We start from the raw sequence: 12,923 nt of genomic DNA on the forward strand, positions 1-12,923 counted from the left end.
CCGCCGCGAACGGAGCGATCTTCGCCTCGGCCAGCGAACGCACCGCCTCACGGAGCATCTCGTGCTCCTCGGAGATCCGGAAGAGATCGAAGTCCGCCCCTGCGCTGCCCGCCATGATTCCCGCCTCGTTCGTGTGATGAAGGAGTGAAGTGAGTTAACTACCGTTCAGTAGACAGATCCTAGGGCTCCGACCTGCGGCTGCCTAGGTTCAGTCGACGTCCACCCCCAGGGTGTCGCCGGCCCGGTGCTCCTGGAAGTACTGCGGCATCCGGTCGTTGCGCATCGCCTCCCAGAGCTGGGCGGCCGGGCGCTCGGCCAGCAGGACGACGCTCTGGCCCTCCCGCGTGTCGAAGCCGCCGAACGGCGCGTTCATGAAGCGGACGTCGTCCGGCCGCAGCGAGCGCAGGCTCCAGGCGAGTTGGAAGAGGTCGCCGTTGGAGAGCCGGTCGTCCACGCTGACCACCTCGCCGACCGACTGCAGCAGGCCGCCGAGCCTGGACGGGCTGGTCAGCGTGCCCGAGTCCATGATCCGCAGCATCAGCGCGCGCAGGAAGTTCTGCTGTCGCTTGGTGCGGTCGAGGTCGCCGCCGGGCAGGCCGTAGCGCTCGCGGACGTAGAGCAGCGCCTGCGCGCCGTCCATGTGATGAGTGCCGGCCTCCCAGGCGCGGGCCTCGCCGGCCGCCTCGATGGTGCGCGCGATGGTGATGTCCACCCCGCCGACGGCGTCGGTGAGCTCGCGGAAGCCGTTCCAGTCGATGACGGCGAGGTGGTCGATCCGGATGCCGGTGAGGTCCTGCACGGCCTCGGTCATCAGCGCCGGGCCGCCCCAGGAGTACGCGGCGTTGAGCTTGGCCTGGCCGTGGCCGGGCACGGAGACCCAGGTGTCGCGGGCCAGCGAGACCAGCGAGGCGCTGCGGCGGTCGTCGGAGAGGTGCAGCAGCATCATGGTGTCGCTGCGGGCCGCGCCCGCCTGCCAGGCCGGGGAATCGGCCCTGCTGCCGGTGGTCGGGACGTCCGAGCGGGCGTCCAGGCCGACCAGCAGCAGGTTGAGGCCGCTCGACGGGACGGGCCTCGGCTGGGCGGACTCCGGCGCGGTGGGGAAGGCGTTCGGGATCCGGGTGACGGACGAGGCGTAGTGCTCGGCCGTCCAGTAGAGCGCGCCGCCGGCGCCGCCGGCCAGCACCAGCAGCACGGAGAGGGTCCAGAGCAGGACGCGGCGGGTGCGGCGGCGCCGGCCCGGCGGCTCGCGGTCGGCGTCGGGCCCGGGCGCTCCCCCGCCGTCCTCACGCGGCTCGAAGAGGCTGAGCCCGGCCGTCTCGTCGGTGTTCTCGGGTTCGTCCGTGCGCTCGGGCTTCGGATCCATGCGCGCATTGTGCCGCCGGTCACATCTCCCGCGCGGGGGTTCCGCCGAGATCGCACCCCCGGTCCGCGCCGGGCCCCGTGCCCTGCCCGGAAACCGCGCCCCCGCGGCCGAAAACCCGGTGCCGCCGGGACGGCCTGGGCGGCACCCGTGCAGCCGGATAGCATCGGTCCTCGCACGTCATGTCCGCCCGCACCCGCCCAGGTCGAGATTCCACATAAGGGGAACCCGTGGCCCTCCGCATCTCCGTGATCGGCACCGGCTATCTCGGTGCCACCCACGCCGCCGCCATGGCGGAGTTCGGCTTCGAGGTGCTGGGGCTGGACGTCGACCCGGAGAAGATCGCCACGCTGACCGCCGGCCGGGTCCCGATGTACGAGCCGGGCCTGTCCGAGCTGCTGCTCAAGCACGTGGCGGGCCACGAGGGATCGACCGGCCGGCTGCGCTTCACCACCTCCGCCCAGGAGGCCGCCGACTTCGGCGACGTGCACTTCGTCTGCGTCAACACCCCGCAGCGCAAGGGCGAGTTCGCCGCCGACATGTCGTACGTGGACGCCGCGATCGACGCGCTCGCCCCGCACCTGACCCGCCCGGTGCTGGTGGTCGGCAAGTCGACCGTCCCGGTCGGCTCGGCGGGCCGGCTGGCCGAGCGGCTGGCCTCGCTGGCACCGGTCGGCGAGGGCGCCGAACTCGCCTGGAACCCGGAGTTCCTGCGCGAGGGCTTCGCCGTCCAGGACACCCTGCGCCCGGACCGGATCGTGGTCGGCACCCGCAGCGAGCGCGCCGAGCAACTGCTGCGCGAGGTGTACGCGGACCCGATCGCGGCCGGGGTGCCGTTCGTGGTCACCGACTACGCGACCGCCGAGCTGGTCAAGGCCGCCGCCAACTCCTTCCTCGCCACCAAGATCTCCTTCATCAACGCGATGGCGGAGGTCTGCGAGGCGGCCGGCGCCGACGTCACCCAGCTGAGCACCGCGCTCTCCTACGACGAGCGGATCGGCGGCAAGTTCCTCAACTCCGGCCTCGGCTTCGGCGGCGGCTGCCTGCCCAAGGACATCCGCGCGTTCATGGCCCGGGCCGGGGAGCTGGGCGCCGACCAGGCGCTGACCTTCCTGCGCGAGGTCGACTCGATCAACATGCGCCGCCGCTCGCGGATGGTGGAGCTGGCCCGCGAGCAGTGCGGCGGCGGCTTCCTCGGCCGCCGGGTCGCCGTCCTGGGCGCCGCCTTCAAGCCGAACTCGGACGACATCCGGGACTCGCCCGCGCTCAACGTCGCCGCCCAGATCCAGCTCCAAGGCGCCCAGGTCACGGTGTACGACCCGAAGGCGATGGACAACGCCCGCAAGATGTTCCCGGGCCTGGCCTACGCCGACTCCCCGCTGGAGGCCGCCGAGGGCGCGCACGTGGTGCTGCACCTCACCGAGTGGCAGGAGTTCCGCGCCCTCGACCCGGCCGAGCTGGGTGCGGTGGTCGCCGAGCGCCGTCTGCTGGACGGCCGCAACGTCCTCGACGCCGACGCCTGGCGCGAGGCCGGCTGGACGTACCGCGCGCTCGGCCGCCCCAGCTGACGGGAGCCCCCGCCGCCGATCGCGGGGACGGCCGAACGGCTCATCCTCGTTGGCACCGCCCGCCCGGTCCGCCGCATGCTCGACGGACGGGGCATCGGCTCCCCCGTCGCCGGAACGGGCCGGATGAGGTGAGGGCATGGCCGCAGCGGACGCGTCGGGCGTCGTCCACGACGTGGTGACGTCGGCGCTCCCGGCCACCGTGGCCGCGCTCCTCGGCGCCGCGGGGCTCTGGTTACGGGACTGGCGTGCCCGACGGAGCGCCGCGACCAGGCGGCGGCAGCAGCTGGAGGAGGCGCAGGCCTACCTCGGCTTCCTCGGCCAGTGGTTCAGCACCTACGCGGCCATCGCCCCGGGGGTGGACGCCGCCCCGGCACGGGCCTGGGCGGCCGGCTACCTGGAGGACCAGCTCCGGGCCCTGCAGACACCGGAAACCGAGGCGCCGCAGGGCGAACAGACCCCGTTCTGGAGGAGGACCAGGCTGGTCCTCCTCCTCTATCCCCTGCACTCCTTCGCCGGATCGATGGTGCGACTGCTCTTCTACGTCGCGCTGGCACTCACCTGCGAGTTCGCCTCGGCCTCCCTGGTGACCTCGGACGACTGGGCCACCAGGATCGGCCTGGCCGCGTTCTTCCTGGTGGCCGGGCTCGTGACCCTCGGCATCCTCTGGCGACTCGCCCTGGGGCTCTCACCCGAGCACGCCGTTCCCCGGGTCCCCCGCGAAGGCCCCGCGCGGCGACGGGGCCCCGTCCCGAACTGGACCGGTTCGGACCATGACCGGGCACCTCCCCCGCCGCCCTCCTCCCCGCCACCCGGGCCACCGCGCTGACCCGACGGCCCCGGAGCCGTCCCGGAGGGGCCCTAACCGAACCGGCCGGCCAGGCCGAGGCGCGGGATCTCGATGGCGGGGCACTTGTCCATCACCATCGAGAGCCCCGCGGCCCGCGTCCGCTCGTACGCGGCCTCGTCGACCACGCCGAGCTGGAACCAGACGGCCGCGGCCCCGATCGCGGCCGCCTCGTCCGCGACCCCGCCGGCGAGTTCCGGCCGGACGAAGACGTCCACCACGTCGACCTCGAACGGGATGTCCGCGAGGGAGGCGTACCCCTTCTCGCCGTGTACCGTCTCCGCCTTCGGGTGCACGGGCACGATCCGCTTGCCGAAGCGCTGCAGCACCTCGGCGACACCGTGGGCCGCCCGCCGCCGGTTGGACGAGAGGCCCACGACGGCCCAGGTGTCACCGAGCTCGGTAAGGATCTTCCGGACCGTCTCCGGGTCGCCGTACATGTCCTGCCTCCTCGCAGCCGAGAACCCACCCGACCCAGCGCCACCGCGGCCCCGGCCATTCCCGGCCGACGGCGGCGCAGGTCGGCGCAGGTCGGCGCCGGTCGGCGCAGGTCGGCGCAGGTCGGCGCAGGTCGGCGCGCCCGGCCGTCCGGATCCCGCGACCGGGTCAGGACTCCCGGGGCTCGGCGCCGTCCAGCTGCGCGATGGTGGCGATGGACGGGCCGCGGGTGGACCGGAGGTCGCGCGCGACGGCCTCGGCGTCGCGCAGCACGCGCACGGCGTTGTGCCAGGTGAGCTTTCCGAGGTCGGTCTCCGACCAGCCACGACGGAGCAGTTCGGCGATCAGGTTGGGGTAGCCGGCCACGTCGTCCAGCCCGTCCGGGAGGAAGGCGGTGCCGTCGAAGTCGCCGCCGATGCCGATGTGGTCGATGCCGGCCACCTCGCGCATGTGGTCCAGGTGGTCGGCCACGGTGGCGGGGGTGGCGACCGGGCGCGGGTTGGCCTCCTCGAAGGCGCGCTGGCAGGCCATGGCGGCCGGGGTGGTGTCGAGGTGGTCGAAGCCCTGGGCGCGCATGTTCTCGTCGGCGGCGGCGGTCCACTCGATGGCGGCCGGCAGGATGAACTTGGGCACGAAGGTGGCCATCGCGACGCCGCCGTTGGCGGGCAGCTGGGCGAGCACGTCGTCCGGGATGTTGCGCGGGTGGTCGCAGACGGCGCGCGCGGAGGAGTGCGAGAAGAGCACCGGCGCCTCGCTGACCCGCAGCGCGTCACGCATGGTGCCGGCGGAGACGTGCGAGAGGTCGACCAGCATGCCGAGCCGGTTCATCTCCCGGACGACCTCCTCGCCGAACCGGGTCAGGCCGCCGGCGGCGGGCTTGTCGGTGGCGGAGTCGGCCCACGGGGTGTTGTCGTTGTGGGTGAGCGTCAGGTACCGGACGCCGAGCGCGTACAGGGCGCGCAGGGTGGCGAGCGAGCAGTCGATGGAGTGGCCGCCCTCGGCGCCCATCAGGGAGGCGATCCGGCCCTCGGCGCGGGCGGCCTCCATGTCCGCGGCGGTGGTGGCGAGCCGGAGCCGGTCGGGGAAGCGCGCGGCGAGGGCGCGGACGAAGTCGATCTGCTCCAGGGTGGCGCTGACCGCGTGGTCGCCGGCCAGCCGGGAGGGGACGTAGACGGACCAGAACTGCGCGCCGACCCCGCCCGCGGTGAGGCGGGCGAGGTCGGTGTGCAGGCGGTCGCGCTGGTCGGCGGCCAGGTCGACCGCGTCGAGGTCGTATCCGGCCTGCTCGCGCATCGCCCAGGGGAGGTCGTTGTGCCCGTCCACCACGGGGGTGTCGCGGAGGACGGCTCGGGCACGCTCCAGCAGGGCGGTGGAGTCCGACGGGGTGGAGGAGTCCAACAGCTCAGATGTCATACGAGCTGTTGTATCCGATTTGACTACTTTCCAAAGCCGAAGGAGGAGGAACCCGCCACCTTGGCCCGCAGCTTCTTCCCCTTCTCGGTGGCCTGGCTGTTCAGCTCGGCCTGGAAGTCGGTCATCCGCTCGGTCAGCTCCGGGTCGAACGCGGCCAGCATCCGCACCGCCAGCAGGCCCGCGTTGCGCGCGCCCGCCACCGAGACGGTGGCCACCGGCACGCCGGCCGGCATCTGGACGATCGACAGCAGGCTGTCCATGCCGTCCAGGTAGCGCAGCGGTACCGGCACGCCGATGACCGGCAGCGGGGTGACCGAGGCGAGCATGCCCGGCAGGTGGGCCGCGCCGCCGGCGCCGGCGATGATCGCCTTCAGCCCGCGGGTGTGGGCGTTCTCGCCGTACGCGACCATCTCGCGCGGCATCCGGTGCGCGGAGACGACGTCCACCTCGTAGGGGATCTCGAACTCGTCGAGGGCCTGGGCGGCGGCCTCCATCACGGGCCAGTCGGAGTCCGAGCCCATCACGATGCCGACGAGGGGGGTGCGCGCGTCGGTGCTCGAGTAGGGGTGCTGGCCGGGCGACGGGTGGGTCATTCGGTGATCGTTCCTCGCAGGTAGGCGGCCGCGTGGCGGGCGCGCTCGCGGACGTCGTCGAGGTCGTCCCCGAAGACGTTGACGTGGCCGACCTTGCGGCCGGGCTTCACGTCCTTCCCGTACATGTGGATCTTCAGGCCCGGGTCGCGGGCCATGCAGTGCAGGAAGGCGTGGTACATGTCCGGGTAGTCGCCGCCGAGGACGTTGACCATGACGGTCCACTTGGCACGCGGCCGGGGGTCGCCGAGCGGCAGGTCCAGCACGGCCCGCAGGTGGTTCTCGAACTGCGAGGTGACGGCGCCGTCCTGGGTCCAGTGCCCGGAGTTGTGGGGGCGCATGGCCAGCTCGTTGACCAGGATCCGGCCGTCCCGGGTCTGGAACAGCTCGACCGCGAGGTGGCCGGTGATGTCCAGCTCGCCGGCGATCCGCAGGGCCAGCTGCTGGGCCTCGTCGGACAGGGCCGGGTCGAGGTCCGGCGCCGGGGCGGTGACCTCGGCGCAGACTCCGTTCTCCTGGAGGCTCTCCACCACCGGGTAGGCGACGGCCTGGCCGCTGGGCGAGCGGACCACGTTGGCGGCCAGCTCGCGGACGAAGTCGACCTTCTCCTCGGCCAGCACCGGGACGCCGGCCAGGAACGGCGCGTGCGCCTCCCGCTCGTCGCCGACGACCCAGACACCCTTGCCGTCGTAGCCGCCGCGGACGGTCTTCAGCACGACCGGGTAGCCGGCGCCCTCCTGCGCGAAGGCGGTGACGTCGGCCGGGTCGGCGACGATCCGGTGGCGGGGGCAGGGCACGCCGATGGAGTCGAGCCTGGCCCGCATCACGCCCTTGTCCTGGGCGTTGACCAGCGCCTCCGGGCCCGGCCGGACGGCGACGCCGTCGGCCTGCAGGGCCCGCAGGTGCTCGGTCGGCACGTGCTCGTGGTCGAAGGTGATCACGTCACAGCCGGCCGCGAAGCGGCGCAGCGTGTCGAGGTCGCGGTAGTCACCGAGAACGACCTCGGAGACCACCTGCGCGGCGGAGTCCTGGGGCGTGTCGGCGAGGAGTTTGAACCTGACCCCGAGCGGGATGCCCGCCTGGTGTGCCATGCGGGCCAACTGCCCGCCGCCGATCATGCCCACCACTGGAAAATTCGCATTGCCCGGGGAAGTCACCCCGCCAGGATATCCGGGCCGGTGGGAGCCCGTGGAACCGCTCCGCCCCCGGGGGGCGTCCCAGAATGCACGGGACCCTCGGGGCTGAGCCGAACGGCGGAAGCGGGTAGCCTGGGCCGCTAGGTCCTGGTACGCGTGGTCTGATCATGTGCGTGCACGCAGGGCTCAAGGGCCGACCGAGCATCCGCTCCGGGCCCATCGTCCGCTGGTACATGGAGGCAGCCCGGTATGGCGACGACCGAAGCGTCGAACCCCTCGCTGGCGCAGAAACTGCGTGGGCTCAAGGGCGAAGTCGTGAAGTTCGGCATCGTCGGCCTGAGCGGCGTGGTGGTCAACTTCGCCCTCTTCTGGATCTGCATCAACGGGCTGGGCCTCGCCTCGGTGCGGTCGAACATCGTGGCGACGGTCATCGCGATCGCGACCAACTACCTCGGCTACCGCTACTGGCTGTACCGGGACCGCGACGCCGCCTCCCGCAAGCGGGAGATCACGCTCTTCCTCGTCTACAGCGGCATCGGCATGCTGATCGAGACCGGCGTGCTCGGCTTCTCGAGGTACGTGCTGGGCCTCGACTCGAACTACGAGCAGCTGGGCGCCAAGGTGGTCGGCCTCGCGGTGGCCACGGTGTTCCGCTTCATCTCGTACCGGACCTGGGTGTTCACCACGACCCCCGAGCCGGAGAGGGCGGAGGAGCCCGGCAGCGAGCTGGCGGCACAGGCCGAGCTGATGCTGGCCGCCCGGGAGATCCGGTACGCCAAGGCCGAGTAGGCCTCCCCCGTCCCACTTGCCGCGCGCGCCTCCACAAGAGGACAGTGGTGACCGAGGGCGAGCACGGCCGGCGAACGATCGAGGCCCGGGGGGTACTCAGGAGGCTCGCCATGGCGTTCGTCCAGATCATCGACTGCAAGACCGACAAGTTGGACGACCTCAACCGGCTCATGGACAGCTGGGCCGAGCAGACCAAGGGCAGGCGGACGGCCGGCCACGCGGTGGTCGCCACGGACCGCTCCGACACCAAGCACGTCGTGGAGATCGTGGAGTTCGCCTCGTACGAGGAGGCCATGAAGAACTCCCACCTGCCCGAGACCGACCGGATATTCCGGGAGATGGTGGCGCTCTGCGACGAGCCGCCGACCTTCACCGACCTCGACGTGGTCCGCGACGAACAGTTCAACAAGGACACCGCGACCCGGCTCCTGGACGAGATCGCCAAGGGCAACCTCGGCATGATCGACGAGTGCATGGCCGCCGACTACCGCGACCACGACTACGCCAGTGAGGGGGAGGCGGTCGGCCCGGCGGCCTTCAAGGAGCGCTGCGCCGGCTACGTCGGAGCCTTCGACTTCACCTTCGCCATCGACAGCCAGATCGCCGAGGGCGACGAGGTCGCCACCCGGTGGACGTGGCACGCCACACAGAAGGCCGACTTCATGGGCGTGCCGTCCACGGGCAAGTCGGTCGTCGGACGCGGCACGACGACCTTCCGCTTCGCGGACGGAATGATCGCGGAAGGCTGGTGGCAGTGGGACGTCATGGGCCTGATGCGCCAGCTGGGGATGATGCCCAGCTGATCCACCGCTCACGCCGGGCCGGTGGGCCCTGCGGCTCCGCCCCAAGAGCCGCCGGTCGCGCTTGGGGCGGCACCCCCGGCCCCGCCGCTCGCCCGTGCGGCTCCGCCCCAGACACCGCTAGTCGTCCCTGCGGCTCCGCCCCAGGAAGAGCGCGAACACCGGCGGCTGGAGCGAGAGCAGTTCGAGCCGCCCACCGTCCGCCTCCGCGAGGTCGCGGGCGACGGCCAGGCCGATGCCGGTCGAGTTGCGGCCGCTGACCGCGCGCTCGAAGACCCGGTTGCCCAGCTCCGGCGGGACCCCGGCGCCTTGGTCCTGCACCTCGACCACCACCGACGTCCCGGACGGCCGCACCCGCAGGGTGATCATCCCGGCACCGTGCATCAGCGAGTTCTCGATCAGGGTGGCCAGCACCTGGGCCACGGTGCCCGGGGTGCCGACCGCGGTGACCCCGCGCAGGCCCTCCAGCTGGAGCACCCGGCCGGTGCCGCGCAGCGACGGGCCCCACTCCTCGACCTGCTGCTTGACCACGTCGTCCAGGTCGAAGGCGACGGCGGTGGGGCTGCGCGGGTCGCGCTGGGTGGTGAGCAGCCGCTGGACGACGTCGGTGAGCCGCTCGACCTGCTGGAGGGCGATGGTCGCCTCCTCCTTGACGGTCTCCGGCTCCTCGGCGAGCGCGGTGATCTCCTCCAGCCGCATGGAGAGCGCGGTGAGCGGGGTGCGGAGCTGGTGGGAGGCGTCGGCGGCGAGCCGGCGTTCGGCGGTGAGCATCCGGGCGATCCGCTCGGCGCTGACGTCCAGCACCTCGGCGACGCGGTCGAGCTCGGGCACCCCGTAGCGGCGGTCGCGCGGGCGGGGGTCGCCGGAGCCGAGCCGTTCGGCGGTCTCGGCGAGGTCGGTGAGCGGGCGGGCCAGCCGTTTGGCCTGCCAGACGGCGAGGGCGACGGCGGCCTGGACGGCGAGCAGGGCGACGACGCCGAGCAACAGCAGCATGTTGGCGATCTCGTGGTCGACCGCCTCCCGGGACTGCTCGACGGTGACGGTCTCGCCGCTGGCGCCCTGCTCCACCGCCTTCAACAGGTGGTTCCCGGCCGGGCGCTCGCCGCTGGAGACGGGCTCCTTGCCGGGGATGTCCACCTCGACGTACTGGCCGTCGGTGACCTGGTTGGCGAACTTGTCGCCGGTGACCGGCTCACCCGCGGCGAGCCGGTTCTCCACCAGGGCCAGGACCCGGACGGCGGCGGCGTCCACCCGGTCCTGGGCCGAGTTGACGATGGTGCGCTTCTCGACCAGGGCGAGCGGGACACAGAAGACCGCGACCACCACCAGGACGACGCCCAGCAGCGAGTTGATCATCCGGCGTTTCACGCTGCCGCTCCCCGTGGTGGTACGTACCCCCGCGGGGGCTGGATCGTTTCGCGGCTAATTCTTCTCGAAGCGGAAGCCCACCCCGCGCACGGTGGCGATGTAGCGGGGGTTGGCCGCGTCGTCGCCGAGCTTCTTGCGCAGCCAGGAGATGTGCATGTCCAGCGTCTTGGTGGAGGTCCACCAGGTGGTGTCCCAGACCTGGCGCATGATCTCCTCGCGGGTGACCACCCGGCCCGCGTCCCGGACCAGCACCCGCAGCAGCTCGAACTCCTTGGCGGAGAGGGTGAGCTCCTCCTCGCCGAGCCAGGCGCGGTGCGACTCGATGTCGATCTTCACCCCGTGCGCGCCCGTGGTGAGCTGGTCGACGTTGCCGCGCCGGAGCAGGGCACGGACGCGGGCCAGCAGTTCGGCGAGGCGGAAGGGCTTGGTGACGTAGTCGTCGGCTCCGGCGTCCAGGCCGACCACGGTGTCCACCTCGTCGGCGCGGGCGGTGAGCACCAGGACGGGGCAGCTCTTGCCGTCGGCGCGCAGGCGGCGGCAGACCTCGAGGCCGTCCATCTCCGGCAGGCCGAGGTCGAGGACGACGAGATCGACCTCCTCGGTGAGTCCGGCGGCCAGTGCGGTCGGACCGTCCTCGCGGACGAGCACCTCATAGCCCTCGCGTCGCAGGGCCCGGGCGAGCGGTTCGGAGATCGCCGGATCGTCCTCGGCGAGCAGCACACAGGTCATGTGGTGATGGTAGTCCGCCGGGGTATGGCCGTTTCCCCTGTGAGCTAGTTCACAGAGCGTGATCGTTATACGGGGGGTGATCACCGCTCAACGGACATGTCCGGACCGCCCGTTCGGCGAAGATTCTGCTCCCCGGGCTTCAAACCGAAGGAATTCTCTCGACGGAACCATGGATCAGCCGAGTTAGCCTGTCGCGAGCTTTACCATTGGCATACCTGATTGGCGTGTTTTGTCAGCTGATGGCGCCAAATATCGCCACGTACAGTGGTTTGGTCCACGTCCGCCGCCACCCCCCTAGGCGGACGCTGTCAGGCAAGGAACCACTACACATGGCGTCTACGACCCTGGAGCCCGGCGTTCAGTCGGCCTCTCCCAGCGGCAAGACCTTCCTCGGGCACCCCCGGGGCCTCGCCACCCTCTTCATGAGCGAGATGTGGGAGCGCTTCAGCTACTACGGCATGCGTGCCCTGCTGGTGCTCTACATGACGGCCTCCATCGCGGAGGGCGGTCTCGGCATGAAGGCGGCCGTCGCCGCCGCCGTCTACAGCGTGTACACGGCGATGGTCTACCTGCTCGCCCTGCCGGGCGGCTGGATCGCGGACCGCTTCCTCGGCGCGCGCAAGACCGTCGCCCTCGGCGGCTCGATCATCATGATCGGCCACTTCCTGCTGGCCGTGCCGGCGAGCGTGTCGTTCTTCGTCGGCCTCGCGTTCATCGCGGTCGGCTCGGGTCTTCTCAAGGCCAACATCTCGACGATGGTCGGCCACCTCTACGACGGGCCGAACGACCCGCGCCGTGACGGTGGCTTCACCATCTTCTACATGGGCATCAACCTCGGTGCCTTCGCCGCTCCGCTGGTCATCGGCACCGTCGGCCAGAGCGTCAACTGGCACCTCGGCTTCGCCCTGGCCGGCATCGGCATGGCGCTCGGCCTGATCCAGTTCCTGCTCGGCACCCGCCACCTGAGCGCCAAGAGCGACGTGGTGACCTCGCCGATCTCGGCGGCCGAGAAGAGCGCGATCTTCAAGAAGGCCGGCCTCTGGCTGGCCGTGGCCGTGGTCTTCTACGCGGTCGTCGCGCTGACCGGTCACTTCACCATCAACTGGGCGATCTGGCCGCTGTCGATCGCGGGCATCGCGATCCCGGTCTTCGTCTTCGCCAAGGTGAAGCGCGACAAGGACCTCGACGAGACCGAGCAGTCCCGGATGAGCGGCTACATCTGGTTCTTCATCGCCGCCGCCGTCTTCTGGATGATCTACGACCAGTCCGGCTCGACGCTGAGCATCTTCGCGGACGAGAACACCGCGTCCACGCTGTTCGGCTTCAACTTCCCGTCGACCTGGTTCCAGTCGCTGAACCCGCTCTACATCATGGCGCTGGCCCCGGTCTTCGCCTGGCTCTGGGTGGCCCTGGCCCGCAAGGCCAAGAACCCCAGCACCACCGTGAAGTTCGCCTTCGGTCTGCTGATGATCGGCGGCTCCTTCCTCGTCATGATGCTGGCGATGGCCGCCGCCACGGGCGGCACCAAGGTCACCCCGCTCTGGCTGGCCATGGTCTACCTGGTCCAGACCGTCGGTGAGCTGACCCTCTCGCCGGTCGGCCTCTCCGTCACCACCAAGCTGGCCCCGACGAAGTACGCCAGCCAGATGATGGGTGTCTGGTTCCTCGCGGTCACCGCGGGTGACTGTGTCGCGGCCATCTTCCAGCTGGTCCTCGGCGACAAGGTGGTCGGCTCCACCGGGTACTTCGCGGTCCAGGGCGTGATGGCGATCCTCGCCGGCGTGGCGCTGTGGATGTACCGCAAGAAGGTCGTCCGGCTGATGGGCGACGTCCACTGACGGCGCGCTGACGGCACACCTGCCACCGGGGCCGGTGCGGATTCCTGAGA

The 12,923-nt window shown here is 71.4% G+C and carries 12 protein-coding genes; 5 read left to right on the forward strand and 7 right to left on the reverse strand.

All coding sequences use genetic code 11. The features are described from left to right. Positions 1 to 208: 208 nt before the first annotated feature. Positions 209 to 1,363 carry an LCP family protein gene (locus ACZ3YO_RS14945; RefSeq protein ID WP_465569313.1) on the reverse strand — a complete coding sequence of 385 codons (1,155 nt, stop codon included), beginning with the start codon at positions 1,361 to 1,363 and terminating at the stop codon, positions 209 to 211. Positions 1,364 to 1,590: 227 nt separating this feature from the next. Between ACZ3YO_RS14945 and ACZ3YO_RS14950 the strand changes: the two genes are divergently transcribed. Together ACZ3YO_RS14950 and ACZ3YO_RS14955 are read left to right on the forward strand one after the other, a co-directional pair. Next, entirely contained in the window at positions 1,591 to 2,928 is a 1,338-nt protein-coding gene (locus tag ACZ3YO_RS14950) for a UDP-glucose dehydrogenase family protein (protein ID WP_396321312.1), read from the forward strand. A 136-nt stretch (positions 2,929 to 3,064) separates the two neighbouring features. Continuing rightward, positions 3,065 to 3,754, forward strand: coding sequence for a hypothetical protein (locus tag ACZ3YO_RS14955; RefSeq protein ID WP_465569318.1), 690 nt, complete (start codon positions 3,065 to 3,067; stop codon positions 3,752 to 3,754). Positions 3,755 to 3,786: 32 nt separating this feature from the next. Here ACZ3YO_RS14955 and ACZ3YO_RS14960 read toward each other — a convergent pair whose 3' ends face one another. The 4 genes from ACZ3YO_RS14960 to ACZ3YO_RS14975 all read right to left on the reverse strand — a co-directional run bounded on the left by ACZ3YO_RS14960 (position 3,787) and on the right by ACZ3YO_RS14975 (position 7,370). Continuing rightward, the gene (locus tag ACZ3YO_RS14960; protein WP_465569319.1) at positions 3,787 to 4,212 is read right to left on the reverse strand and encodes a CoA-binding protein; all 426 of its coding nucleotides are present in this window, start codon (positions 4,210 to 4,212) and stop codon (positions 3,787 to 3,789) included. A gap of 166 nt (positions 4,213 to 4,378) precedes the next feature. Continuing rightward, on the reverse strand, positions 4,379 to 5,623 hold the full coding sequence (locus ACZ3YO_RS14965; RefSeq protein WP_465569320.1) for a dipeptidase: 1,245 nt from the start codon (positions 5,621 to 5,623) through the stop codon (positions 4,379 to 4,381). Between the two features lie 23 nt (positions 5,624 to 5,646). After that, complete coding sequence (purE, locus tag ACZ3YO_RS14970; protein WP_465569321.1) at positions 5,647 to 6,216, reverse strand: 5-(carboxyamino)imidazole ribonucleotide mutase; 570 nt, start codon at positions 6,214 to 6,216, stop codon at positions 5,647 to 5,649. Next, the gene (locus ACZ3YO_RS14975) at positions 6,213 to 7,370 is read right to left on the reverse strand and encodes a 5-(carboxyamino)imidazole ribonucleotide synthase (RefSeq protein WP_465569322.1); all 1,158 of its coding nucleotides are present in this window, start codon (positions 7,368 to 7,370) and stop codon (positions 6,213 to 6,215) included. The genes purE and ACZ3YO_RS14975 overlap by 4 nt, the downstream gene beginning before the upstream one ends. Before the next feature lie 228 nt (positions 7,371 to 7,598). Between ACZ3YO_RS14975 and ACZ3YO_RS14980 the strand changes: the two genes are divergently transcribed. Further along, on the forward strand, positions 7,599 to 8,138 hold the full coding sequence (locus ACZ3YO_RS14980) for a GtrA family protein (RefSeq protein ID WP_465569323.1): 540 nt from the start codon (positions 7,599 to 7,601) through the stop codon (positions 8,136 to 8,138). Positions 8,139 to 8,248: 110 nt separating this feature from the next. Further along, entirely contained in the window at positions 8,249 to 8,941 is a 693-nt protein-coding gene (locus ACZ3YO_RS14985) for an ester cyclase (protein ID WP_465569324.1), read from the forward strand. A gap of 117 nt (positions 8,942 to 9,058) precedes the next feature. On the opposite strand, the gene ACZ3YO_RS14990 is transcribed toward ACZ3YO_RS14985, so the two are convergent. Both ACZ3YO_RS14990 and ACZ3YO_RS14995 read right to left on the reverse strand, forming a co-directional pair. After that, positions 9,059 to 10,306 carry an ATP-binding protein gene (locus ACZ3YO_RS14990; protein WP_396321320.1) on the reverse strand — a complete coding sequence of 416 codons (1,248 nt, stop codon included), beginning with the start codon at positions 10,304 to 10,306 and terminating at the stop codon, positions 9,059 to 9,061. 54 nt (positions 10,307 to 10,360) lie between these two features. Then, a complete protein-coding gene (locus ACZ3YO_RS14995; RefSeq protein WP_030290974.1) occupies positions 10,361 to 11,035 on the reverse strand; it encodes a response regulator transcription factor in 675 nt (224 codons plus the stop codon). A gap of 329 nt (positions 11,036 to 11,364) precedes the next feature. Here ACZ3YO_RS14995 and ACZ3YO_RS15000 point away from each other — a divergent pair, with 329 nt between their 5' ends. Further along, entirely contained in the window at positions 11,365 to 12,873 is a 1,509-nt protein-coding gene (locus ACZ3YO_RS15000; RefSeq protein ID WP_465569325.1) for a peptide MFS transporter, read from the forward strand. Positions 12,874 to 12,923: the final 50 nt, after the last annotated feature.

This window comes from Kitasatospora sp. NPDC022785 (assembly GCF_055561295.1).